General features: G+C 65.4%; 23 protein-coding genes. 7 read left to right on the forward strand and 16 right to left on the reverse strand.

Translation table 11 applies throughout. The features are described 5' to 3' along the window. Positions 1–3 precede the first annotated feature (3 nt). Both PXJ20_RS26495 and PXJ20_RS26500 read right to left on the reverse strand, forming a co-directional pair. Entirely contained in the window at positions 4–1,347 is a 1,344-nt protein-coding gene (locus PXJ20_RS26495) for a hypothetical protein (protein WP_421032720.1), read from the reverse strand. After that, positions 1,344–1,613 carry a DUF7696 family protein gene (locus tag PXJ20_RS26500; RefSeq protein WP_421032721.1) on the reverse strand — a complete coding sequence of 90 codons (270 nt, stop codon included), beginning with the start codon at positions 1,611–1,613 and terminating at the stop codon, positions 1,344–1,346. Before PXJ20_RS26500 ends, PXJ20_RS26495 begins: the two co-directional genes overlap by 4 nt. A gap of 643 nt (positions 1,614–2,256) precedes the next feature. Here PXJ20_RS26500 and PXJ20_RS26505 point away from each other — a divergent pair. From PXJ20_RS26505 to PXJ20_RS26515, 3 genes are all read left to right on the forward strand, one after another. Continuing rightward, positions 2,257–2,871: a DUF1845 domain-containing protein gene (locus tag PXJ20_RS26505; protein ID WP_421032722.1), complete on the forward strand. Its 615-nt coding sequence runs from the start codon at positions 2,257–2,259 to the stop codon at positions 2,869–2,871. 80 nt (positions 2,872–2,951) lie between these two features. Beyond that, positions 2,952–3,725 carry a hypothetical protein gene (locus PXJ20_RS26510; RefSeq protein WP_421032723.1) on the forward strand — a complete coding sequence of 258 codons (774 nt, stop codon included), beginning with the start codon at positions 2,952–2,954 and terminating at the stop codon, positions 3,723–3,725. A 13-nt stretch (positions 3,726–3,738) separates the two neighbouring features. After that, positions 3,739–4,155, forward strand: a complete 417-nt coding sequence (locus PXJ20_RS26515) for a bactofilin family protein (RefSeq protein WP_421032724.1) — start codon at positions 3,739–3,741, stop codon at positions 4,153–4,155. Positions 4,156–4,670: 515 nt separating this feature from the next. On the opposite strand, the gene PXJ20_RS26520 is transcribed toward PXJ20_RS26515, so the two are convergent. The 13 genes from PXJ20_RS26520 to PXJ20_RS26580 all read right to left on the reverse strand — a co-directional run bounded on the left by PXJ20_RS26520 (position 4,671) and on the right by PXJ20_RS26580 (position 16,588). Next, entirely contained in the window at positions 4,671–5,225 is a 555-nt protein-coding gene (locus PXJ20_RS26520; RefSeq protein WP_421032725.1) for a GNAT family N-acetyltransferase, read from the reverse strand. 9 nt (positions 5,226–5,234) lie between these two features. Then, positions 5,235–6,038: an SAM-dependent methyltransferase gene (locus PXJ20_RS26525; RefSeq protein ID WP_421032726.1), complete on the reverse strand. Its 804-nt coding sequence runs from the start codon at positions 6,036–6,038 to the stop codon at positions 5,235–5,237. Between the two features lie 113 nt (positions 6,039–6,151). Next, complete coding sequence (locus tag PXJ20_RS26530; RefSeq protein WP_421032727.1) at positions 6,152–7,312, reverse strand: citrate/2-methylcitrate synthase; 1,161 nt, start codon at positions 7,310–7,312, stop codon at positions 6,152–6,154. A 14-nt stretch (positions 7,313–7,326) separates the two neighbouring features. After that, complete coding sequence (locus tag PXJ20_RS26535; RefSeq protein ID WP_421032728.1) at positions 7,327–7,998, reverse strand: class I SAM-dependent methyltransferase; 672 nt, start codon at positions 7,996–7,998, stop codon at positions 7,327–7,329. A gap of 44 nt (positions 7,999–8,042) precedes the next feature. After that, complete coding sequence (locus PXJ20_RS26540; protein WP_421032729.1) at positions 8,043–9,479, reverse strand: MATE family efflux transporter; 1,437 nt, start codon at positions 9,477–9,479, stop codon at positions 8,043–8,045. Continuing rightward, complete coding sequence (locus PXJ20_RS26545) at positions 9,472–10,707, reverse strand: hypothetical protein (RefSeq protein WP_421032730.1); 1,236 nt, start codon at positions 10,705–10,707, stop codon at positions 9,472–9,474. The genes PXJ20_RS26540 and PXJ20_RS26545 overlap by 8 nt, the downstream gene beginning before the upstream one ends. A 25-nt stretch (positions 10,708–10,732) precedes the next feature. Next, entirely contained in the window at positions 10,733–12,199 is a 1,467-nt protein-coding gene (locus PXJ20_RS26550; protein ID WP_421032731.1) for a class I adenylate-forming enzyme family protein, read from the reverse strand. After that, positions 12,196–13,470, reverse strand: coding sequence for a beta-ketoacyl-[acyl-carrier-protein] synthase family protein (locus PXJ20_RS26555; RefSeq protein ID WP_421032732.1), 1,275 nt, complete (start codon positions 13,468–13,470; stop codon positions 12,196–12,198). Before PXJ20_RS26555 ends, PXJ20_RS26550 begins: the two co-directional genes overlap by 4 nt. Beyond that, on the reverse strand, positions 13,467–14,564 hold the full coding sequence (locus PXJ20_RS26560; protein ID WP_421032733.1) for a beta-ketoacyl synthase N-terminal-like domain-containing protein: 1,098 nt from the start codon (positions 14,562–14,564) through the stop codon (positions 13,467–13,469). The genes PXJ20_RS26555 and PXJ20_RS26560 overlap by 4 nt, the downstream gene beginning before the upstream one ends. 99 nt (positions 14,565–14,663) lie before the next feature. Further along, positions 14,664–15,020: an acyl carrier protein gene (locus tag PXJ20_RS26565; RefSeq protein WP_042303835.1), complete on the reverse strand. Its 357-nt coding sequence runs from the start codon at positions 15,018–15,020 to the stop codon at positions 14,664–14,666. A 25-nt stretch (positions 15,021–15,045) separates the two neighbouring features. Further along, entirely contained in the window at positions 15,046–15,774 is a 729-nt protein-coding gene (locus PXJ20_RS26570) for an SDR family NAD(P)-dependent oxidoreductase (protein WP_421032734.1), read from the reverse strand. Then, a complete protein-coding gene (locus PXJ20_RS26575) occupies positions 15,771–16,142 on the reverse strand; it encodes a hotdog fold domain-containing protein (protein WP_042303833.1) in 372 nt (123 codons plus the stop codon). Before PXJ20_RS26575 ends, PXJ20_RS26570 begins: the two co-directional genes overlap by 4 nt. After that, positions 16,139–16,588 (reverse strand): hypothetical protein, encoded by a 450-nt coding sequence (locus PXJ20_RS26580; RefSeq protein WP_421032735.1) that lies wholly within the window; start codon positions 16,586–16,588, stop codon positions 16,139–16,141. The genes PXJ20_RS26575 and PXJ20_RS26580 overlap by 4 nt, the downstream gene beginning before the upstream one ends. Before the next feature lie 374 nt (positions 16,589–16,962). Here PXJ20_RS26580 and PXJ20_RS26585 point away from each other — a divergent pair, with 374 nt between their 5' ends. The 4 genes from PXJ20_RS26585 to PXJ20_RS26600 are packed head-to-tail and all read left to right on the forward strand — an operon-like array spanning position 16,963 to position 21,131. Then, positions 16,963–17,670, forward strand: coding sequence for an ABC transporter ATP-binding protein (locus PXJ20_RS26585; protein ID WP_421032960.1), 708 nt, complete (start codon positions 16,963–16,965; stop codon positions 17,668–17,670). Then, positions 17,667–19,064 carry an ABC transporter permease gene (locus tag PXJ20_RS26590; protein ID WP_042303830.1) on the forward strand — a complete coding sequence of 466 codons (1,398 nt, stop codon included), beginning with the start codon at positions 17,667–17,669 and terminating at the stop codon, positions 19,062–19,064. The genes PXJ20_RS26585 and PXJ20_RS26590 overlap by 4 nt, the downstream gene beginning before the upstream one ends. Before the next feature lie 15 nt (positions 19,065–19,079). Then, on the forward strand, positions 19,080–19,865 hold the full coding sequence (locus PXJ20_RS26595; RefSeq protein ID WP_421032736.1) for an outer membrane lipoprotein-sorting protein: 786 nt from the start codon (positions 19,080–19,082) through the stop codon (positions 19,863–19,865). Between the two features lie 3 nt (positions 19,866–19,868). Continuing rightward, on the forward strand, positions 19,869–21,131 hold the full coding sequence (locus tag PXJ20_RS26600) for a hypothetical protein (RefSeq protein ID WP_421032737.1): 1,263 nt from the start codon (positions 19,869–19,871) through the stop codon (positions 21,129–21,131). Positions 21,132–21,318: 187 nt separating this feature from the next. On the opposite strand, the gene PXJ20_RS26605 is transcribed toward PXJ20_RS26600, so the two are convergent. Then, on the reverse strand, positions 21,319–21,852 hold the full coding sequence (locus tag PXJ20_RS26605; RefSeq protein WP_421032738.1) for a hypothetical protein: 534 nt from the start codon (positions 21,850–21,852) through the stop codon (positions 21,319–21,321). Between the last annotated feature and the right edge of the window lie 121 nt (positions 21,853–21,973).

Consider the following 21,973-nt stretch of genomic DNA (forward strand, 5'->3'; position numbering starts at 1 on the left):
GGGTCAGCTGAGCCCGGCGGCCCGTACCGCGGCCTCGATTTCCGTGTCGAGCGCGGCGCGATCGGCGAGGGCCGCGACCAGACGCTGGTTCATGGCGTCCACGTCGGCCCCGCGCTTCGACCATCCGTTTCCGTACTGCGCGTGAGCGTAGATGCGGAATGCGCGCTGGCGATGCTCTGCGTTCAGCCCGAGGCGGGCCAGCAGGTCAGCCATGCGATCACGCTTCTCCCCAATCGTTTCAGGCGCGGATTGTCCGGGTTCGCAAAGATCGGCGTTCGCCGCGTTCAGCAACGTATTGCCGGTCTGCGGCTCGCTCCCCGGTACCTCCTCCAACGTCTGGCCGGTTGTGGTCGAGCGCAGCGGATGCACCGTCCCCGAGGCGAGATCTCCCGATCCTTCGAGTAGTTGCGCTGCATGCGTTGCTGCGGCAAGCGCTGGCGATTGATCCTCGGCCCCGTCCAGCAGGGCGCTGATGTCGATATCAGCATCGAGCACAGTGAGCATCTGTGCCTGACGGACTGCCTCGCCCTGCTCGTTGATACGCGTGATCTCAAATTCGCGCTTCGAGATGAAGAACCGCGTGCCAGTGAGACGGCCGCGCGCGAGCGCCACGGTCTGCATGGCCGAGTACGCTTTCTGCAGCACGTAGATCGAGTTGGTGGGAAGCTCGATGAGCCCCAGCCCCTTGATCTCGGGAACCGCGAAGACGAAACGCGCCGAGAGGTTGCATTGCCGTGCCTGGTACTGCGGGCACTGCTGCGGGTTGCACACACCATCGGGAATCGCATCGTCCTGCCGGAGCACCGTTGTGCGCGGCCCGAAGTTGCGCTGCGAGCGCTGCGCCCGCGGGTCGCGCTCCGGCTTTGCGTACAGCCTGCAGAAGCGCGTGCCGTCGACGCCGTACTCCGAGAAGAACCTGCGTCCGTTGGTGCCCCACGTCGCCATCTCGTTCGGGATGTTGGCCATCCAGTCGTTGAAGGCGAACGTGACGGGGAAGCGGTAGAGCTTCACGCCATCGCCGCGATCCTCGCCATATAGACGCAGGATCTCGTCGGCAATGTCCGGATTGTTGAAATCAGAGCGGCGGCAGGTGAAGTACGGCACGTTGCGCGGTGCAAGCGGGTTCTTCAAACGGCAACGGCGTTCGATCTCCTCGCCGATCCGCTCGAACGATTCGCCGTCGGCGACGAGCTGTTCGTACAGCCTGACGGCCTCTTCGTTCTGCCTTGCGGCGGACGTCAGAACCTTGATGCCGGGACGGATCCGTCCGATGACGGGGGCGCGCGGTACACGCTCCTCGACGATGCTGCGCACAGGCGCCGCACCCAGGGCGACGACAGCGTTCATGATGGTTTCCTCGCAAGAAAGAAGATCGCCGAGGTGCGCATCTCGCTGGATGACTGCTCCAGGCTCGATGCCGCCGACTCTCCACGACGGCTGGCGATATGGGAAAGGACAACGCGGCGCTCGCCGTCGGCAAGCATTGCGATGCGTGCGACCTCGCAGCGTTCGCGCCAGGCGGACGATGCGGTGTCGGCTTGTTCGCGCTCGCGATCGATCGTCTTGCTGATCGTCTCGGCGATACGCTGGTCAAGGCCATTGGGAAGAAGCATGGAAGCACCTCCAGACAGGGAATGAAAAAACGCAGGACGAAAAAAAACGCGCTCCCCGGTCATGAGGAACGCGTTGTGGATTCGGTTGAAGATGACCCATGCACCACGTCCCTTTCGGGGACGTGGTGCACAGGGAGCCGTGAGGCTCTCAGCGGGGAACGTAAGGTCGTTCCCGGCGCGACATGATCACGTCGCGCAGACAGCCCATTTCCGAAAACCGTGTTTTCGCCGCAGGATCACGGGTCAGTCCACTTCGATCGCTCTGCCCGGGTGGGTCTGGAGAGAGACACCCGAATCTCCGGGTTCGAACGATGTCGCGGCGCAAAGACATGCGGCCGGCGACGAGTATTACGACTGACGGAAGGGGGAGCAGGTGGCGAGCTGCCCAGCACAAGAAAGATTCCACACCGGTAGCCAACCGGTCGGAGCATGCCCAGGGGGCACGACTTGAGGCATGGGACGGACTCCGGGCTACGGAGTCGAGGTCGATGCGTCAGGAGACGCAGGAAGTAGAGCCAGTATCTCCAAAAACCTACCTGTGTACCTGGGAAATGGTGCGCGATTTTGGGTAGCTTTTGCCCGGAAGCGCCTGGCAAAACGCGAACAGAATGGGAAGTGAGAGAGACCACACCCGAAAATTCCTATGGCCGCCGTTCCAGAAACTGCGCCGCAGCCGGATGACCCGTCCGGTAACGTGGCGCCAGGCGGGGTGCCTGAAGCCCCCACCACGCTCACGCTCGTTCCGTCTGGCACGGGCCTCAAGCCCATCGAGCGGCTGACGAGCGACACGCGCTACGCGAAGATCATCCCCGACGCGGCGCAGATGACGCGCCTGAACTACAGCTCGCAGTTCGTGCGCACCTTCATCCGCTCGGACTACAACTTCTGCGCCACGAAGATTTCAGTCGCGCGCGACGGCAAACTGCGCGCTCTCGACCAGGCAATGCGTGAGACCAGCGAATGGTTCACCAAGGCCGATGCGTGGATCGAGCAGCTAGGTGCACGCGCCCTGCCCCGTCCGTTCGAAACGATCGACCTTGAGGTCAAGCGTCCGCTCACCGGGCGGCTCGTGCGATGTCTCACCCAGTACGAGCGTCTCTTTGCGCGAGCGTTTTCCGCGCGTGCAGCCCAGGTGCTGAGCGAAGAGCGGTGCACTGCGATGCTGGCGAACGCCGAGAAGAAGCTCAACCGCATCGTCCAGCTGTGCATTCCGGACAACGACCAGTACGAACCCGACGGCACGCGCCGCGAACCCTGAGTCTCCCATCGTTTGCCCCCGGCGTGACTGCGCCGCCGGGTGACTACGCTCGACCGTACACCGTGAAGGAGAGAGAACCCATGGATATTGATCTTCGCGAGATCCAGGCGCTGCATGCGCGCTATGCCCGCGAACCCGTCGTCATCGACCTCGAGCACCAGATCCGTGCGATTCCCGTGCCGCTCATGCTGTCTCACCAGACGGCAGGCCGCGTGTCGCTGCAAAGGCGTGCGTGGAATGCGCGCTGGAAAATTGGGCGTATCACGCTGATGGTGATTGGCGGCACCGTTGTGTGCGGAGCGTTCGGCATGGGTGCCGCGCGCCTGTGGCCATTGATCCATAGTACGGAGCGTGCCCACCCGGCCGCATCCGCCGCGAGGCCTGCCTCCGTCCAATCCGGAGGCCCAGCGGCTCCGTCTGCCCCGCCCGTCCCAGCGCAGCCCCTCACCTCGCAGAGTCTCGACAGCGCGACCCGCGGTACGCCCGGACTTGCCGCCGTCGATCCATCCGCCCTGCTACACGGCCATGTAAGTACGAGTGTCGCCGAACCCGTAATCACCCCGATCCCCACGGTGCCAGAGGAACAAAAGGCGATCGCACCCCCGATCCGCCAGCGCACCACCATCAGCGCATCAGCACCGGGCGTGGCCACCGGCGCGGCACAGGCCGCACCGGCCACGGCCGCGAGCGCCGCGTCGGCGACGGCCGGGTCTGTGTCCAGACCAGGCCGGCCTGTCCGCCACCTGGCGCGCCTTCATCCCAGCGCACCGAAGGACGTATCGCCCGCGACGGCCGACGGGCAGAAAGCCGCCCCGGCACCCGCACCGCGAAGCAGCGACGTTCAACTCTTCTGAAGGAATGGGCATCGTGAAGCCACAGAACACACTCAATGTCACGCTCCTCGCGTCCGGTTCGGCCATCGAGGGGAACCTGATTCTCGATCACGGTCTGAGCCTGTTCGGCCTCGTGGACGGTAACGTGATCACAAACGACGGGCTGCTGCACATCGGCGCCGGTGGACTCGTGAAAGGCCAGATCGAGGGAGAGCACGTGCGCGTGGACGGAACGGTAGAGGGCGACGTGCACGCGCGCGGCTCACTGGAAATCAACGGACGCGTGAAGGGCAACATCTTCTACTGCGGGACTATCCGCCTGGGAGAACGTGCATCGATCGACGGCCAGCTCAAGCGCGTCGCACGGGAGCTTGTGATCGAGAACGCGGCAGCCGCCGCGCCGGAAGCGCTGAACGTGCAGCAACTCCCCCGCACCGCCAGCCAGGTCTGATCATGCGATGCGCAGGCTGCAATACATCAACTTCACCGACATCGCATACGATTGACAAGGCGCGATGGAGCGCACGTTGATGGCCAGATAGCGTCTTTCATCCGCCCAACGATTAGATTTTTTCGCGATCCCGGGACCACCGTCCTGCCATCCAGCGATCCTGATGCGTACCGTTCCACACGTTCGTCGGTTGTGCGAACCTGCAGCACTTCAACTGCCCACGAACGCATGCCGCTACGGGGCCGGTCGTTCCGCCTTCCGCTTATTCACGCGCACCCGTAGTTTGTGACCGGACTGCCCTGCGCCGCTGAGCTCGCCAGAGCAAACGCCGTCTTCCGTGTACAGCGGCCGGCCAACGTTCGACCGTATCGTTGTGCCACGGCAATGGCTGCGGGGTTCTGCGGATCGCATCGCGCGGTTTCGGGAGGACGTTGAGATCGTGCATTTCAACAGCCTGAATGGTCAGAACCAGAGCGTGGACCAACCTTCAACCGCAGCCCCCTTCGGGTCACCCGCTACACGCGGTACCGGAAATACTGCTTGTCAACCCACTCGATATTGCGCCGCCCGTCACCGACCATCTCGTTCGGAACCCGCACCGCACCGAACGGTTCGAACCCGAGCTTCTGATAGAGCCGGTGCGCGACGAGCGCGTTGCCGTTGCTGCGCACGATGATGTCGCGGTAACGGGGCGCCGCCTCGTCGACGCAGCACCGCACCAGCGCTTCGCCGCCCCCGCGTGACCGCCAGTGCGGCGCGACCGCCAGTTCGGCGATCGACATCACCGGCCCGTCGCCGAGGGCCGCACGCAGCGATACCGGCAATTTGTGGTCATAGCCCCAATCAGCGGATAGCAGGAAACCGGCCAATGCTTCGTTAGCCACCCACAGGTGGCAGCGCGCGGCGTGTCCGGTGAACAGCCCGTAGATCCAGCCACGTTCGGCCGCCTCGTCAAGGTAGTGACCGGCGTATGGGCCCGTCGTAAAGGCGTCCATGTAAAGCCGGAGTACCTGCTGCTCCCACGCATGAAACAGGCCGATTCCGCCCGACCGAATCTCGCCAGTTGTCATCGCACCCTCCTACCAGTCGAGCTGATAGGCCGTACTCACCAGCAGCGACGAGCACATCGCGGCCAGTTTCACCAGCGGCAGGCCGGCCGGATCAAACCCGTAGTTCGGATAGAAATACTGGCCCAGCCCCTGCACCTGCCGCTCGACCACAATTACGCGGCGGTCGCGCGGCGCCGTCTCGATGATCCGTTCGACGATCTCCATCTTATTCTCGATGTGAATCGACAGGATGATGATGTCGCATGCGCCGTAGTCGTACGCCGCGCCATCCGCGTGGACCATCTCGATGGAGGCACGGCGATAGCGTGTGGGGTTCGATGCGCACAGGTAATCGACGAACCGCTCGCCCGTCCTGAGCGATTCCTCGCTGAGATCCAGCCCGACGATGCGGGCTCCGCTGAACGACTGCATGAACAGCAGCGACAGCGGCATCCCGCCGGAGCCGACCATCGCCACCGTCGACTCAGCAGACATGTTCGACAGGAATATCTCGGTTCGCGCGAGCAGTCGGTAAATCTCCGCGTAATACTCCTTGATGATCAGGAGCAGCCCTTCACTAGACGGCCCGGCGCGCAGCACATCGCTCATTTGCCGCTCGAAACGAACCTCGTTGTCGAGCGACAGCGCCTGAAAGCGCTCCATGTACTGACGCACCGTGGCGTCGCGCAGGAAACACTCGGTCTCGTAGGCATCGAGCACCGGGGAAAGCAGGTAGTTGCGGATCAGCAGCGTCTTCGCAAAACAGGCGCGCAGATCGTGCCGGTCGGGCGATACGAACATCTCGTCGATCCAGCGATGGATCTGGGTCTTCACGAAATCGATGCGATGCTGGGTATCGGTGGCCGCACGATGCGGCGCAAGCGGCAGGTTGGTCAGCATGTCGGTGTCGGTCCAATCTCGGGTTGAGGGGCGCCGGCGAACCGGCGTCAGATCCAGGCCTTCGGCAGTGCGGCAAGGCGTTCACGCGCTACTGGGCGGGTCTGGCCGAACGGCGGGTGTGCCTTTTTTTGCAACGCGTGCGCGAGCATGGTCGGCATCCGCGCAAGCAAGAACACCGGCGTAGCTAACACAGCGGGCACACCCAGTTCCAGCAGGATCGCCGCGGCAGCCGAATCGATGTTCGGCGGCAAGCCACGCATGTCTTGCATCGCACCGCATACAGCCCGGTACGCATCGAATGCCGCGCCGTCGGCACCAAGCCGCACCGCATGACGTTCGAGTGCGGCCGGCCGTGGATCACGCTCGAGCAGCGGATGACCGAAACCAGGAATCCGGTCGCCCGCCTGCACGCGCTGCGCGACCCGATCGCGAATCTCCTCAGTTGATCTCCCGACAAGGCTCGCGAAAAAACGCGTCGCGTCGCTGCAGGCGCCCACGTGCGCCGAGCCGCTGCCCGTCAGTCCCGCGACCAGGTTGAGGTCGATGCTGGCGTAAGTGCTCGCCGAGAAACGCGGCAGCGCGATGGTCGGCGCGACGAGGCCAAAGCCGCCGTGCAGCGATACCAGCAGGACGTCGAACAGGCGGGCCCGCGCGTCGCGCGATGCGTCGCCGCCCAGGCAGTCCAGCACCGCCGCGCTGAAACCGCGCGCGGCATCCGTTGGCCGCGGCCGTTCCCGCTCCGCGCCGTGCGCGTCGCTCCACACCGCCAGCAATCGCGGCAACCGGGCGACGATGCCCAAGCCGCTCGCCACCTCGTCACCCTGCCCGCTGCACGACAACGCGACGGGCCACGCCGGCGGCCCGGCAACCAACCCAGCCGAGATCGCGGCGATCAGGAACGCCTCGGGCCGATGCTGGCGGCGGGCCAATTGCGCACAGAGCAGGCGGTCCTCAGGCGGTCCGTCGTCGGCGAGCGCCTCCGCCATCGCGTGATCGAGTGCGCCCACATCGCCAGCGTCCGGCATCTGGCCCGTCAGCACGTGCAGGATCGCGGCAGCGAAATCGACGGAATCGATCAGTTGCAGCAGATCGACGCCACGCACGGTAAGCCGGTCGGGCGAAATCGAAACCGCATCGATTTCGCCTTCGTCGCGTGCGGCGCGCGGACGGACAACGTCCGGCGACGACAGATCGTGATCGGTCAGCATCGGCGATGCCCCACTTACTGCTGGGCCGGTTTCGCGATCAGCACCTCGAAGCCGATCGCGAGCATTCCCGATCCCTTCGATACAACGGCATGCTCGCCGACTCCGGCTTCGTGCAACTGCTCGAGCGACTCGGCGACCGTGAACTTGCCGTCGAGATGGACCGGATGAACGCCCGCGGCTGCACGCCGCTCGTTGAAGAACGCGAGCGCCTCCGGAGCCGGATCGCTGCACGGCTCGTGAATCAGCGCGAAGCCGCCGGGCGCCAGCATGCGGAAGATTTCCCGATACGCGCCGACAGGATCGGCCCAGTGATGCACGACCGAACGGCCGATCACCGCAACGAACGCCCCGTCGTCGAACGGCAACGCATGAACATCGCCTGCGCGGATTTCAATGCGACCTTCGAGCCCTTCCGAGCGCACGTTCTGTTTCGCGCGCTGAACCATGTCGTCGTAGTAATCGACGCCGACGAAATGCAGCGGCATGAGCGACGGAACGTGGGCCAGCTCGATCAGAGTACGCGCGGTACCCGTGCCGACATCGAGCAAGCGACCCGACGCGATGCGCCGCAGCGCGAGTTCGTGCTCGACTCGCTGCACGAGATTGCGGTTCCATTCGAGCGTGAATGCGTCGACGTAATGATCATAGGTATCGGCGTTGACTTCGGCAGGGGTGTTGGTACGCATGCAGGTCTCCAGTCATGAGGTCGAAGGGTACAGCGGTCGCGGAATCATCCGGTCACGGGACGCGCTCCGGCCCGTGGTACGGCAGGCGCGGCGCCGAGCCTGCGCATGAGCCGCAGGAAAATCGTCAGGTACACGGCCTGGCGCACGACGCTCACACCCGCGAGCAGCGCGAACAGCCGCGCGAGCACAAGGTGATGCGTGACACCGAGGTAGATGGCGCCCGGGGTGACGATCCAGGAAAAGAACAGTCCGAGTGCCATCGCCCGCGCGGGGCGTTCGAGGATCTGGAAGCAGCCCGTCACGAGGTTCGTCAGCAGATAGCTGAAGACGAATAGCGGCACGTAGTCGAGCAACGCAGTCGCCGCCGCGATCACGCCGGCGTCGGACGCGAGAAAGCTCAGCGCAAGCGAGCGCAGCAGGAGGAACGCGACGCTGATGGCGGCCGTGAATAGCACGCCGAGCAGCATCACAGACTGCAGCGCCGCGCGGGATGACGCCCTGCCGCGCACAAGATGGCCGATCCGGATCATGAACACCATGCTCAAGCCCTTGATGAGGATGAATCCGATCGTCATCAGTTCGAAGCCGATACCGTAGCCGCCGATCGCGCTCACGCCGTAGCGGGCGATCAGCGAATAGACGACCGTGTTCGCGAGAAAGGTCAGCGTCTCCAGCGCGGCCGACGGCACGAAGATATGTAGCAGCCGTCGCTGCGTCGCCCATTCCACGTTCGGACGCGGCAGCGCAACCTGCTCGCGGCGCAGCCGCTGGCGGATACACCGTACGCTCCAGCCGAGATACAGGCTCTTGGTGATCCACGAGGTCAGCGCGAGGCCGAAAAGCTGCAGCGACGGATGCTGCCCGAACAGCCCGAACACGAGCAGCGGATCAAGGATGTTGTTGACCACGCCGCATACGATGCTGATGCGTGCAGGCGACCTGGTGTCGCCGTACGTGCGCATCGCCGCGGAAAGCGCGGTGCTGAGCAGCGTGAGCGGAAAGCTGCCGATGACAAGCGCGTAATAGCTGAACATACGCTCGCCGTGGAAGTGGCCGCCGGAAATGAACGTCATCAACGGCGCCCGCGTGCCAACCAGCACCAGCACGACCGCTGTGCCGATCGCGCCCGCGAACACCAGGCTCTGCACGAACAGCCCGCCCTGATCTTCGCGGGGCGCCTTGGCGAACACTGCGACGAACGACTCCTCGAAGCTCTTGCCGAGCAGGAACAGGAAAGTCGCCACGCTGCCGTTGACGAGTGCGAGCAACGCCATGTCCTCGGCCGGCAGGTCACGGATCCAGCGATAGTCGAACAGCGTCATGCAGTAGCCGAAAATCGACGACAGCACCATTGGATAGAGCATCAGCCAGGTCCCGCGGACCTCGGTCACGAACTGCCGCATGCGGTGCGCCGTCGACTCAGGCGGCGAGGCGGACATGGCGGTCGCGGCAGGTACGACGGTGGCTCGATCATCAGACATGGGCGTGCCTCTCGTCGATCAGGCGCGGCAACTTCTGGCGTGCGGAGAAGCGCAATGCGTCGCGACCGAGCACATCGAGGCGACCCTCACCCTTGTCGATGCACTCGCGCACTTCTTCGATCTCGAGTAGCGCGTCGGTAAGCCGTGGCATGAGCGGCGCGAGTTCGTCGTCGTCCAGGTCCAGCGCGACCGTCAGGCAATCGCGCCCTTGCGCGTCGGCGTCCAACCGAAACTGGCAATCGAGCGGCCGCCCGGCGCACGCCACCAGCCGCTGCGCAAGAAGCTCGGTGCTGACCAGGTTGCCGGCGAACTTGAAGCGCTGATCCGCGCGGCCGTCCAGCACGACGACCGACCCCTCCTTGCCGCACGCGCAGCGCACCGACGGCCCGACGCGCACGCGATCGCCGATCCGGTAGCGCAGCATGGCGAGGCCCGGATTGGCGCGGCTCGTCACGAGGAGTTGCCCGTCTTCCTCCTCGAGGAAGAACCAGTCGTCGAGCACGTGGTAATGCCCTTGCGCGCACTGCGGCATGTGATAGGCGAGAAACCCCGTTTCGGTGGCGCCGTACAGCCCGAAGAAGGTGGCGTCGCGCCAGCGCCGCCGCACGATCGCGCGCTTGCGCTCGGAGAACGCCTCGCCGGTGTAGAGAATCTTCGTCACGTCGAGGCCGACACCGTGCGCATCGAGTAGCCGCAGGCATTGCAGCACGCTGGTCGGCGTGCCGAACAGGACGTTGGGACGGGCGCGTCCGATCAGATTCAGCATCGCGGGCAAATCGGTGCCGTACGCATCCAGCCGGCCGATCGGGAGTACGTTGGCGCCGATTGCTTCCAGCAGCCGGTTCACGCCGTCGTACAGCGTGGAAAAGCCGCCGGCGGTAAACAGGTTCGCCACCCGGTCCGTCGGCGCAATCGCCGTCCCCGCGAGCGCCTTGGCGAGCGCCCGGCCATAGGTCGTGTCGGGCCGATTGCGCGCAGGCGCGTTGAGCAGCAGCTTGACTTCGCCGCTCGTGCCTGACGTGGTATAGAACGTGGCCCCAGCGAGCGTGTTGCGATCGAGGCGGTCCAGAACACGCCGTCTCAGGTCGTCGGCCGTCTCGATCGAGACCAGTGCGCGAAAGGCCGCATAGCTGGCCACGCCAGCCGGCAGCAAATGCGCATAGCGGGCATCGTACGAAAGCGCCTCGCTCACGGCGGAGGGATCGAAGCGGGTCGTGCGCTCGGACATCGTGGGCTCCAGGTCGAGGCCGTGGTCAAGCGCTTTCGCGCAGGAGACGCAAGGAAATCTTTCCGGTGCTCGTGACCGGAAGGTCGTCAACGAACAGCACGTCCGCGATGCGCGGATACAGCGGAAACGCGGCGCGGTAGCGGCTCAGAATGCGTGCCTTGAAATCCACCTCCGCACCGGCCTGCGTCGGGCCGGGCACGACGAACACCGTCAAGGCGCCGGTCTGCGGATCGGCAAGGAAATAGCTCTTCTCGATGTCGTCGAATGCATCGAAGTGCTGGTGCAGCAGGCTGACGTTGATCAGCCGGCCATTGCACTTGACCGTCTCGTCGCGACGCCCGACCCAGAACACGACGCCGTCGTCGCGGCGGAACATCAGGTCGCCGGATTCCAGCGTCGTGAACCGCCGGAGGCTGCCGTCGGGCAGCAGATAGCCGTGCATCGCATATGGCGTGCGGTAAAGCAGATGACCGGGTTCGCCGGGTGCACACGGCCGGCCCTGCGCGTCGACGATGGACAGCTCGATGCGCGGATCGATCGGGCGGCCCGGTGCGAGGACGCCTTCAAAGCAGTACGAATCGACGCGCGGCAGGTCGTCCGGCTTGAGCGGCAGCGCGAAAATCCGCGGCCCGGATTCGGTCTGGCCGAAGTTGTTCCACACGCAAGCGCCGAGCGCGAGCAGGCGGCGCACCTGCGCCGCATAGATGCGGTCGGACGCATTGAGCACGACGATTCCGTCGAACCGCATGCCCGGCGTCGCCTCGGCCAGGTCGCACACGCGCTCGGCAATGCTGCGGATCAGCGGCACGAAGCGGATCCGGCCGCTGCTCAGGTAACCGAGCACCTCGTGCGCGGTCAACGAAGCCCGTTCCATCCAGACGGTCGCGCCGGCCAGCAGGCCGTTCATCATTGTCGAGAAACCGTACATGTAGTGCGTAGGGAACATGCACAGCACGCCATCGCCGGGCTGCACGCCCAGATACCGGCCGACTGCCCGCGCGTTTTCGACGAGTTGCGCTTCGTCGTAGACGACCAGCTTCGGCGCGCTCGTCGTGCCCGACGTCATGAAGACAATCTGCGCGCGCGGCGCGTCGGCCTCGGACCACGCGCGTGCGGCGGCCTCCGACCCGTCGGCGTCGGCCACTGCCGGGTCGAGCACGACGACCGGCAGCCCATCGCACGCAATCGACCGGGTCGCGACGACCGCGAGCGCATCGAGCCGGTACTGGCGCAGCGCAGCGGACAGCATCTTCGGGTCGCACAAGACGATCCGGCAGCCGAGCGTCGATGCGAGCAGCGTGAACAGGAAATAGTCGAACCCCGAGAAGCCGACCGCGATCAGGCAGCCGCGCCCAAGCAGGTGCGGCCCCAGCCTGCCGAGCGCGCGCCGCGCGGCCCTCAGCCGCGTGCGCAAGTCTTCCGCCGTCAGGCGCGCCCCATGCAACACGATTTGCCAGCGCGCGTCGCGGGCAAGCAGCGACGTGAACTTCATGCGGCTGCTCCTTCCAGCACGAGCGAGGCCGCGAGGCCGCCCATGCCGAACGAATTCTTGAGCACGCGCCGCGCATCGCTCGGCATCGCGGCGCGCACCACGTTGACGGGACATTCCTGCGCCTGCTCGTCGAGGTTGATGGTCGCCGGAATGAAGCGCTCTCGCAGCCCGATCGCCGTATTGAGAACTTCCATGGCGCCCGCTGTCGCGATCAGGTGACCGTGCTGCGACTTGTTGGCGGTGACCGGCATCCCGGGCTGCGTCGGGAAGATCGCGCGGATCGCCTCCGATTCGTGCTTGTCGTTGAGAACCGTCGACGTCCCGTGCGCGTTGACGTAGTCGATATCGGCCGGCGCGCATCCCGCATCGTCAAGCGCACGCTGCATAGCCAGCCGCATTTCGAGCGACTGCAGGTGCGGGATGACGATGTGCTCGGCGGCCATGCTGGCCCCATAGCCGGCAATGCGCACGAGCGGCGTATCGCCACGAGCGCGCACGGCCGATTCGCGCTCGAGCAGGAACAGCACCGCGCCTTCCGCGAGCACGAAGCCCGAGCGGCGCACGTCGAACGGCCGCGAACGGTGCCGTGGATCGAGGTTCAGGTCGGTCGAGATCACGTCGAGGGATTCCAGCCGCGCGAGATTGAGCGGATTGACCTTGCCGGACACACCGCCGACGATGGCGGCGTCGACACGCCCCTGTCGCAGCGCGAGCATGCCCATGCCGATTGCCTGCAGCGATGCGGAGCACAGGCCCACGTGCGCGAGCGCGCAGCCGCTGAAGGGAATGTGGCGATGAATCGCGCCGAATACGGAGGTCGCATCGCCGCTCACGAACTCGCTCATGCGCATGTGCGACACGAGCACGCGAATCAGCGCGTCGCGCGATTTGTCTCCATTGACCTTGTCGACGAGCTCGAGCGCACTCTGCACGTCGGTGGCCGGCACGTCCACGCCGACGAGGCAGCCGATACGCTCCGGTGTGTAATCGCGCACGACGAACGGCGCCTGCGCGAGCAGCCGCGCGGCGGCGAGATCGCCGTATAGCTGCTCGGTCCCAATCCGCCGCGCCGAAGGCCAGCGCACGCGCTCGTTGCCTTCGGCGGGAACCCCCGCGTGCTGGGTCGTATAGGTCGAGCAATCGAATTTCTCGATCCTGCGAATGCCCGAGCGGCCTTCGCGCAATGCAACATGAAGTTCTTCGTAGCTGCCGCCAAGCGGTGTAACGGCGCCGAATGCACTGATGACGATTGCGTCCGATTGCGGTTTCATTGCTCCACCCCGCCCAGCTTGCGTACCAGGATCGCGCCCAGTCCCGACGACACGCCGATGCCGTTGATGAGCACGGGTGCGCCGACTGGAATGGCCGGATCCGCGATGGCGAGGACCAGATCGATCAGGTTGTTCGCGCGCCCGGTATAGCCGACATGCGGCTTGTATGCATGCACGACGGCATTCGGCCATGCAAGCTGCACGGCATTACGCTCCGCCTTGCCCAGCGACGGCTCCCCGTTCTGGTACAGCACGACGTGCAGCACGCCAAGCGCGCTCTCGCCGGGAAAGCAGGCGAACAGCCTCGACCAGTCGGTGCTCGACACGGACGTATCGGGCTTGTACAGCGAACGGGCGTCGAGCACCTGCGCGCAGGGCGCGCGCCCTTCACGCGGCATGCGTTCGACGACCGCGCCTACGGCCCCGAACGCGGGAACGATGCCGACCGGGTGCGATACCGTGCGCAATAAGCCCATCTTCCCGAACGCCGCGACGTTGTCCGGCGATGTCATGTCGCCGACAGCCGCGATGACCGCGCGGTCTATCACGCCGCCCTCGATCTGGCGGTGCGCTTCCTCGAGTGCGCACAGGCTCGTCAGCGACATCCGTTGCAGCGGATAGCCTTCGCCGCGCAGCTCGAACAGTTTCGAGATCTGATACAGCGCATTGGTCGTCAGCAACCGCAGCATATCGAGCGGATTCAGATGCGCCTTCACCTCGCCGAAGTGGCCGCAGCTATCGACGCCGTAACGCTCGTGCAGCGGCGTGAGCACGGCCATGGTCGCGTCCTCGCCCTCCACGCCCGTGAAAACCGCAAAGCGCTGGCGCTCCTCGACCGTATAGGGCCGGCCGGCCGAAGCCGAGTCGAACGCTTCTGCGGCGACCTGCAGCGCAAGTCGCGAACTCGAATTCAGCAGGGAGCGATCCTCGCGCGCCATACGCTGCACGAGCGGAAACGGCAGATTGATGCGCGCGTAATCGCAGGGCTTCGCGGCCGGCGCGAGCGGCTCGCGCGCCGCAAAGTCGACGCCCCGCAACGACGCGATGTCGGGAAAGGCGGTTGTGGCAATGCCGAGGCCAGTGATGTACGACATGGCAAATCCCCATTCACGTGAGTCGAAACCCCATCGGCGCGAGATGCCGCGCCGCGCAGCAGGGCGTTCGTGCAAGGCTGCGTGAAGAGACGGACCGGATCAGTTGAACTGCGCGATGCGCTGCTCGATGTAGTTCACCGAGAAGTGCTCGTAGAGATCCTGCAAGCTGCATTTCTCGCGGTCGTTCCAGTTCATCAACTCGCATACCTGTTTCCAGCCGGCGTCGGTCCAGTCCGTGCCGGTGTGGCATTGCGGATCCAGCAGCATCCGGTTGAACGGCCACAGGTTTTCGAGGCTGATGCGGTTGTCCACCTTGTCCTTGAGCTCGTAGCACAGGTCGACGTAGTCGATCGAACTCATGTTGAGCTCACGGAACAGCGACGCGGAATCGGCCACCTGTTCGGGGCCGCTCAGATAGAGGATTTGCGCGACGATGTTTTTGATGTCTTCCTTCATGGTCCACTCTCCTTTATTCAGTGGGTCAACCACTGATGTTTTCGCCATTGCCGAGATCGACGACACATCCCGTCGTTGCGAGCGAGCCGTTGGCGAGCAGCACAACCGTGCGGGCAACCTGGTGCGGCTCGAGGATCTTGCGCATCGGAATCTGGCGGTAGAACGCCGCCGCGTCCTGCGACGCGAGAAAGCGCTCGAACAGGTCGGAGCGCACGAACCCCGGCGCGACCGCGTTGACCCGCACGCCGAAGCGCGCCATCTCGAGCGCCAGTGTTTTCGTGAAGCGCTCGATCGCCGCCTTCGAGGCGCCGTACGCGCCGTTGCCGGCTTTCGGCTTGCGCGCGGCGACCGACGAGATGTTGACGATCGCTCCGCGCCGGCGCGCCTGCATGCCTTCGCCGAATGCATGGCAAAACGCCATCGTGGCGCCGAGATTGATCCGAAACGCTTCCCAGTAGCGGGTGAACGGGCTGCCGATCAGCAGCGCATCGTCGTTCATGCCCGCATTGTTGACGAGCACGTCGACCTCGGACTCGGCATTGACGCGATCGGCGAAGGCCTGCACGGCCTCCCAGTCGCCGCCGTCGACGCGAAAGCCGCGCGCAGCGCCCGCGCAGGACCGCTCCAGTGCTTCGGCTTGCTCGCGATTCGTTCGATAGGTGAAGTAGACGGTGTGACCATCGGTAATCAGCGCGTCGACGATCGCGCGTCCGATCCCGCGGGTGCCGCCCGTCACAATGGCCAGTTTCGTCATGCGCCGCACTCCCAGCTGAGGATGCCTTCCATTACCCGTTGATCGTGCGCGTTGCGCAGCTCGACATGCGCCGTGGTTCGCTCCGCCTCCTGCTGCAAGTGCCGCAGGCGTGCGGTCAGACGCTCGCCTGGCCGCACCGGACAGAGGAAGCTGACCTTGCGAAGCGTGAGTGTTCGGTCCGGCCGGTTCGCGGCACCGCCGAGTGCGTCGAACAGCATCTCGATCACGAGGCTCAGGCTGAACGAACCCGGCAGCACCGGAAACTGCTCGAAATGCTCGTCGAAAAGCGGTGCAGTGGGTGCCACGTCGATCACGCCGAACTGTTCGCCGGCGATCGTGGCTGCCGGCGTGGCGATGGCGGGCATCATGGCCGTTCTCTCGAGGCAACCAGCCACGGATCTGGATCCGGCAGCGACGCGACGAAGATGGTGCCCGACGCCACGGCCGGATCCATGAAGGCATCGGCATCGCGCGCCGACACTTCGACACGGTATCCGTTGCCGTACCGTGCAACGGTGCCCGCGAGAGCAAGCCGCGGGTAACCTCGGACGCCGTTTAGCGTGAGCTCGCGTAGTTGCGCAGGCACCATCAGCGCTGGCTGTCCATGTGTCGCGCGCGCCGCCTTGACTGCGAACTGGTGCAATGCCTCGATGACGAGCAATGCGGGCCGCGTGCGGGACCAGTCGCGATATCGCTGCGGATCGGCATCTCCCGCGAAGCGCGCGGGGTCGGACTGATCGCGGATCACGCGACAAAGAGCAAGAAAGTCGGGCCGCGACATCTCGCTCCTTCTCTCAAACCTGAGCTGCGTCATTGTTATGCCTTGTTATGTCTGTGTTTCGGCGTCCCCCGCCACACCGACGCTCTCTCGTCGGCTGGCGGTCGCGTGGATCAACTGCTGTTCGGCTGCGAGTGTATCGATTCGTCATCGAAAGAAGCGGTGATGCGACCAATTGCAGAAACGCGCGACGAACCGCGCATGGAGCCGATGGAATGCAACGCGCTCGTGGTCGCCTGCGGGTCGCGACCGGCTCGCTGCACCGGGCGCGGGAGCGCCCGCGGACACCTGCCGTTCGTCGAGGAGGAATGCCGTTTGTCCGCCCGTTTCGCCGTTCGTCGCACGGCGCAATACGGGCGCGCGGTTCCCGCTAAGGTGGCGCCATCGATCGAATACCTTGGGGGGTGTCAGTGTTAGCGGCCAGCTTGAGTCATGTCACGAAAACCTATGGAACCGGCCCGCTCGCGGTCGCGGCGGCCGACGATGCGTCGCTCGATATTCTCGCGAACCGCTTCACGGTACTCTCGGGCCCGTCCGGCAGCGGCAAGACGACGTTGCTCAACCTGCTCGGCGGTATCGATCGCCCGACGCGCGGCGCCATCACGGTCGCGGGCCAGCGAATCGACGCGATGCGCGAGAATGCGCTGGCGGATTTTCGCGCGCGCCACGTCGGGTTCGTTTTCCAGTCGTTCAACCTGCTGCCCGTGTTCAGCGCGTTCGAGAATGTCGAATATCCGTTGACCCTGCTGGGTGTCGCTCGCGCGCGGCGACGCGATCGGGTGCTCGCGCTGCTCGATGCCGTCGGCATGGCCGACAAGGCGAATCGTCGCCCCGGGCAGTTGTCGGGTGGCCAGCAGCAGCGCGTCGCAATCGCGCGCGCGCTCGTCACCGAGCCGGCGCTCGTGCTGGCCGATGAGCCAACCGCCAACCTGGACACCGCGACGGGCGCGACCATCATCGCGCTGATGCGCACGATGCAGCGCGAGCGCGCGACATCGTTCGTATTTTCTTCGCACGACCCGCAGGTGATCGCCGCCGCGGACGACGTCGCGATGATTCGCGACGGGCGCGTCGTCGAAACCCGCTCCGCTGCCGCGCACGAGGAGGTCTGCCAATGAGCCTGTGGGTGCTCGCCTTGCGCAACCTGTTGCGCAATCGCCGCCGCTCCTCGACCACGCTGCTCGCGATGGTCGTCGGCCTTACCGCCATCCTGCTGTTCGGCGGTTATGCGCGCGACATCAATTACGGACTTCAGACCAGCTACGTGCGCCAGGGCGGCCATCTGCAGATCCAGCACCGCGACTATTTCCTGTACGGCAGCGGTGACCCGGTCTCATACGGTATCGCCGACTACCGCAAGATCATCGACACCGTGCTCGACGATACCGAGCTGGCACGCGAGGTGACAGTCGTGACGCCGGTGCTGACGATCAACGGCATCGCCGGCAACTTCGCGGCGGGCGTGTCGCGCACGGTTTCGGGCAGCGGAATCGTCGTGGCCGACCAGAACCGTATGCGACAGTGGAACGACTACGGCTTCGCGGACAGGGCGACGCCCCTCGCACTGACGGGCAGCGCCCCGAATGCCGCGGTGATCGGCACGGGCGTCGCGCGCGTGCTGCGCCTTTGCGACGCGCTGCGGGTCCCTGATTGCCGCGATCCGGTGACGTCCCCCCCGGCCGGCGCGACGAACCTGCCCGACGACATCGCGTCGCTCTCACGGGCCGAGACCGCTGCAAAGCCCGCGCGCAGCAGCGGGCTCGCCCATCTCGAACTGCTGACGTCGAACGCGTACGGCGCACCGAACGTCGCCGAACTGTCGGTGATCGCGGCGCAGAAACAAGGCGTCAAGCAGATCGACGACATGTTCGTGCAGGTGCATCTGCCGCAGGCACAGCAACTCGTCTACGGCAGCGGTACGAACGCGAAGGTGACTTCCATTGTCGTGCAACTGAAACACACATCCGATCTACCGGCCGCGCGAGCACGCATCGAGGCGCTGCTGCGCACCCGGCTTGCGGGCGAGCCGCTCGAGGTGCTCGGCTTCGCGACGTTGAATCCGCAGTACGGCCAGGTCACCGGCATGTTCGGCGCGATTTTCGGTTTCATCGCGGTGCTGATCGCCACAATCGTGCTGTTCACGGTCGGCAACACCATGAACATGGCCGTGATGGAGCGCACGCACGAGATCGGCACGCTGCGCGCACTCGGACTGCGCGGCGCCGGAATTCGCCGCCTGTTCGTCTGCGAAGGGTGCCTGCTCGGCATGTGCGGCGCGATTGCAGGCACGGGTCTCGCGCTCGCGGCTGGTGCCGTGATCAACCACGCCGGCCTGCACTGGACGCCGCCCGGACAAACCGATCCCGTCGCGCTATCGGTACGCGTGTGGGGCGAGTTCGGGATGATCGCGCGGTACGCGCTCGGCGTGACGGTAGTCGCGACGCTGTCGGCCTGGCTGCCCGCTCACCGTGCGGCCCGTCTGCCGATCGTCGCCGCGCTGCGTTTCGCCTGACCGGGAGCCTTCAACATGACATTCCCGATCCGGATCATGCGCATCGCCGCGCTGCTGCTCGCGATCGCCGCCACCTCGACCGCGGCGGCGGACCCGTCGGCGCAACAGCTACTCGCGCAAAGCGACGCTGTGCGCAACCCCGACAAGCCGTTCGGCCTGACCACGACCCTCCTCGAATTTCGCAACGGACAGCAGACGGACGCCGAGGTGTTGAAGATCTACTCGAAGGCGGACCCGGCGACCAGCCAGTTCCGCACGCTGGTGCAGTTCGTCGCCCCTGCCCGCGACGCAAACAAGCTGATGCTCAAGAACGGCAACGATCTATGGTTCTATGATCCGTCGAGCCAGGCCAGCGTGCGGATCTCGCCGCAGCAGCGCCTGCTCGGTCAGGCCGCGAACGGCGACGTCGTGACGGTCAACTGGGCAAACGACTACGATGCGTCGCTCGCGGGCGAGGAAAACGTGGCGGACGGCGAGCATCAGACCCGGCACTGCTACCGGCTGCACCTGACCGCGCGCGCGCCGGACGTCACCTACCACGCGATCGACCTGTGGATTGCGAGCGACACGAAACGGCCGGTCAAGGCGCGCTTCTTCGCGGCGAGCGGCAGCGTGCTGAAAATCGCGTACTACCGGCACTACCAGGATCAACTGGGTGCGGCGCGGCCGACGGAAACCGTCATCATCGACGGGCTCGATCCCGGTTGGGTCACGGTGATGCGCTATTCCGACTACGCGTGGCGCGACATTCCGGACGCGTGGCTGCAGCGCGCGTATCTGTCCCGCTTCAAGGCCAACTAGACGATGGCGCGATCACGGGTCACAGCGCTGGTCTGCGCGGCGGGCCTTGCCGCCGCGCACCCCGCCCTCGCGGCCGACGACGTGGACGGCGACGCTCTGCGGCTCGCCGACACGGCGACAGCGGCGCCCGTGACGCCGAGCAACTGGCGCGGCACGTTCGAAGCGGCCGTCGCAAACTACACGGCGGCGAACCAGACGGCGCCCGTCACGCTCAACGACAACGCGCGCGTGTCGAACACGCTCTCGTACGACGGCACGGCCGGCAACTGGCGGACGATCATTTCGAATCGCCTGGACGCGGGATGGCGCGCGGGCACGTCGCAGTACAACGCGGTCGACACGCTGAAGCAGGCCTACGTGAGCTGGCAGGCGGACCCAAACGCGATCGTCGATGTGGGTCGCGTGAACCTGCGCGAAGGCGTCGCGTCGGGCTTCAACCCCACGGACTTCTTCAAGGCCGGCGCGCTGCGCTCGGTCGTGTCGATCGACCCCGAAAGCCTGCGCGAGAACCGCCTCGGCAGCGTGATGGCGCGCGGGCAGCTGCTGTGGAACGGCGGCTCGATGACCGCCCTGGTATCGCCACGGCTCAACACGCATCCGAGCGACGCGACCTTCGATCCCGATCTTGGCGCGACGAACGCGCGCACCCGCTTCATGCTGAGCGGGTCACAACGCCTGTTCGGCAACTTGTCGCCGCAGTGGCTGCTGTACGGCGGCGAAGGCATCGCCCCGCAACTGGGCGTGAACGTCACCACGCTGATCGACGATGCGACGGTGGGATTCCTCGAATACGCGATCGGCCGCGGCAGCGGGGTCGCGGATCTCGCGCAGGCCACATCGTCCTGGAACTCGAAGCTCGCGACGGGGGTTACTCACACCTTCGCGAACAAACTGTCGTTGACGCTCGAGTACGACTACGACGGCGCCAGCGCGAGCGCCACCGCGTGGCGGGCGTTGCAGGACGACACGTCGCGATACTGGCGCTATCGCAACGCGGCGAGCATTGCACAGGAGCTGATGACGCGGCGCTCGCTGTTCGTGTATGCATCGATGCCCGACGTCTTCGTCCAGCATCTGGCACTGACCGCGATGGCGCGCTACAACCTCGACGACCACAGTTACTTCACGTGGCTCGAAGCGCGCTATCACTGGCCACGTACCGACTTTGCCCTGCAATGGCAGAGCAACCACGGCTCGGCGCGCAGCGTCTACGGCGCGCAGGCGCAAAGCGAGATCGTGCAGGCGATCGCAACTTTCTTCTTTTGAGGGAAGGCGGGGCAGCGTGGCCGCCCGCACGCATCATGCGGCAAGTGCCCGAGGCGACGCGTCGGGCACGGAACGCATCGTTGCGATACGTGGGTCGCAAACATGCAGGAACAGGCGGTACGACCATTGGGATCGCCGGAATCCGGATGAAACGCGGCGCATTCCCTCGCTCGCGAGCGTGCCTCGTTCAGCGCGACTCGAGCGCGGCTCCATCGTCTTCCTCCAACGCTGCGTTCGCGTGGCGAATGCAACGCATCACCACGTTGATCGCACGTCCGAGCGGCATACCGACGAGCCCGCCCCACACGGCAAACGACAGGACAACGAAGGTGCCGGTGGCTGCCCATGGCCGGGAGGCGGCGATCGCGTAATGAATGAACGTTTCGGCAAAAAACGTCAGGAGCAGCGTGACGAGCAGGCTTGCGTCGCCTGGCAAACGCACGAGCATGCCCTCCGGCCCGGTCCTGAATTGCAGGCGCCAGCGACGGGCGTGAAACCAGCCGCCCGCCGTGCCGATCAAAAGCATCACGAGGGCCGCTGCGTAGGCATCGGCACCGGCCCATGGAAACAGATGGCCAAGACTCGACAGGCCGAGACCAACAAACAGCACAGGAAAAAGAATCGGGCGTACCGGCCTGACTTCGCGCACGAAGCAGCGCTTCACGCCGATATAAACGAGCAAGCAGAACAGCACGTAAACGTAAGTCGGGAAATGGAGCATAGGGGTACCTGTTCCTGGAGGCATGAGCAGTGGTTATGCCCGACGACTATAGCGATCAGGCCTGCCGTGCGCTTCGCTTTGCGATGAACGGTGAAAATGGGCGACGAACCGCGTTTGCGTC

The sequence above is a fragment of the Paraburkholderia sp. A1RI_3L genome (assembly GCF_048957895.1).
Taxonomy (GTDB): domain Bacteria; phylum Pseudomonadota; class Gammaproteobacteria; order Burkholderiales; family Burkholderiaceae; genus Paraburkholderia; species Paraburkholderia kururiensis.

Excerpts from the sequence above, each read along its gene's own strand:
- PXJ20_RS26495 (WP_421032720.1), bottom strand. The coding sequence starts at position 1,347 with ATGAACGCTGTCGTCGCCCTGGGTGCGGCGCCTGTGCGCAGCATCGTC.
- PXJ20_RS26550 (WP_421032731.1), bottom strand. The coding sequence starts at position 12,199 with ATGAAGTTCACGTCGCTGCTTGCCCGCGACGCGCGCTGGCAAATCGTG.
- PXJ20_RS26575 (WP_042303833.1), bottom strand. The coding sequence starts at position 16,142 with ATGATGCCCGCCATCGCCACGCCGGCAGCCACGATCGCCGGCGAACAG.
- PXJ20_RS26570 (WP_421032734.1), bottom strand. The coding sequence starts at position 15,774 with ATGACGAAACTGGCCATTGTGACGGGCGGCACCCGCGGGATCGGACGC.
- PXJ20_RS26600 (WP_421032737.1), top strand. The coding sequence starts at position 19,869 with ATGGCGCGATCACGGGTCACAGCGCTGGTCTGCGCGGCGGGCCTTGCC.
- PXJ20_RS26540 (WP_421032729.1), bottom strand. The coding sequence starts at position 9,479 with ATGTCTGATGATCGAGCCACCGTCGTACCTGCCGCGACCGCCATGTCC.
- PXJ20_RS26560 (WP_421032733.1), bottom strand. The coding sequence starts at position 14,564 with ATGTCGTACATCACTGGCCTCGGCATTGCCACAACCGCCTTTCCCGAC.
- PXJ20_RS26510 (WP_421032723.1), top strand. The coding sequence starts at position 2,952 with ATGGATATTGATCTTCGCGAGATCCAGGCGCTGCATGCGCGCTATGCC.
- PXJ20_RS26530 (WP_421032727.1), bottom strand. The coding sequence starts at position 7,312 with ATGCTGACCGATCACGATCTGTCGTCGCCGGACGTTGTCCGTCCGCGC.
- PXJ20_RS26500 (WP_421032721.1), bottom strand. The coding sequence starts at position 1,613 with ATGCTTCTTCCCAATGGCCTTGACCAGCGTATCGCCGAGACGATCAGC.
- PXJ20_RS26580 (WP_421032735.1), bottom strand. The coding sequence starts at position 16,588 with ATGACGCAGCTCAGGTTTGAGAGAAGGAGCGAGATGTCGCGGCCCGAC.
- PXJ20_RS26605 (WP_421032738.1), bottom strand. The coding sequence starts at position 21,852 with ATGCTCCATTTCCCGACTTACGTTTACGTGCTGTTCTGCTTGCTCGTT.
- PXJ20_RS26505 (WP_421032722.1), top strand. The coding sequence starts at position 2,257 with ATGGCCGCCGTTCCAGAAACTGCGCCGCAGCCGGATGACCCGTCCGGT.
- PXJ20_RS26520 (WP_421032725.1), bottom strand. The coding sequence starts at position 5,225 with ATGACAACTGGCGAGATTCGGTCGGGCGGAATCGGCCTGTTTCATGCG.
- PXJ20_RS26545 (WP_421032730.1), bottom strand. The coding sequence starts at position 10,707 with ATGTCCGAGCGCACGACCCGCTTCGATCCCTCCGCCGTGAGCGAGGCG.
- PXJ20_RS26590 (WP_042303830.1), top strand. The coding sequence starts at position 17,667 with ATGAGCCTGTGGGTGCTCGCCTTGCGCAACCTGTTGCGCAATCGCCGC.
- PXJ20_RS26595 (WP_421032736.1), top strand. The coding sequence starts at position 19,080 with ATGACATTCCCGATCCGGATCATGCGCATCGCCGCGCTGCTGCTCGCG.
- PXJ20_RS26565 (WP_042303835.1), bottom strand. The coding sequence starts at position 15,020 with ATGAAGGAAGACATCAAAAACATCGTCGCGCAAATCCTCTATCTGAGC.
- PXJ20_RS26555 (WP_421032732.1), bottom strand. The coding sequence starts at position 13,470 with ATGAAACCGCAATCGGACGCAATCGTCATCAGTGCATTCGGCGCCGTT.
- PXJ20_RS26535 (WP_421032728.1), bottom strand. The coding sequence starts at position 7,998 with ATGCGTACCAACACCCCTGCCGAAGTCAACGCCGATACCTATGATCAT.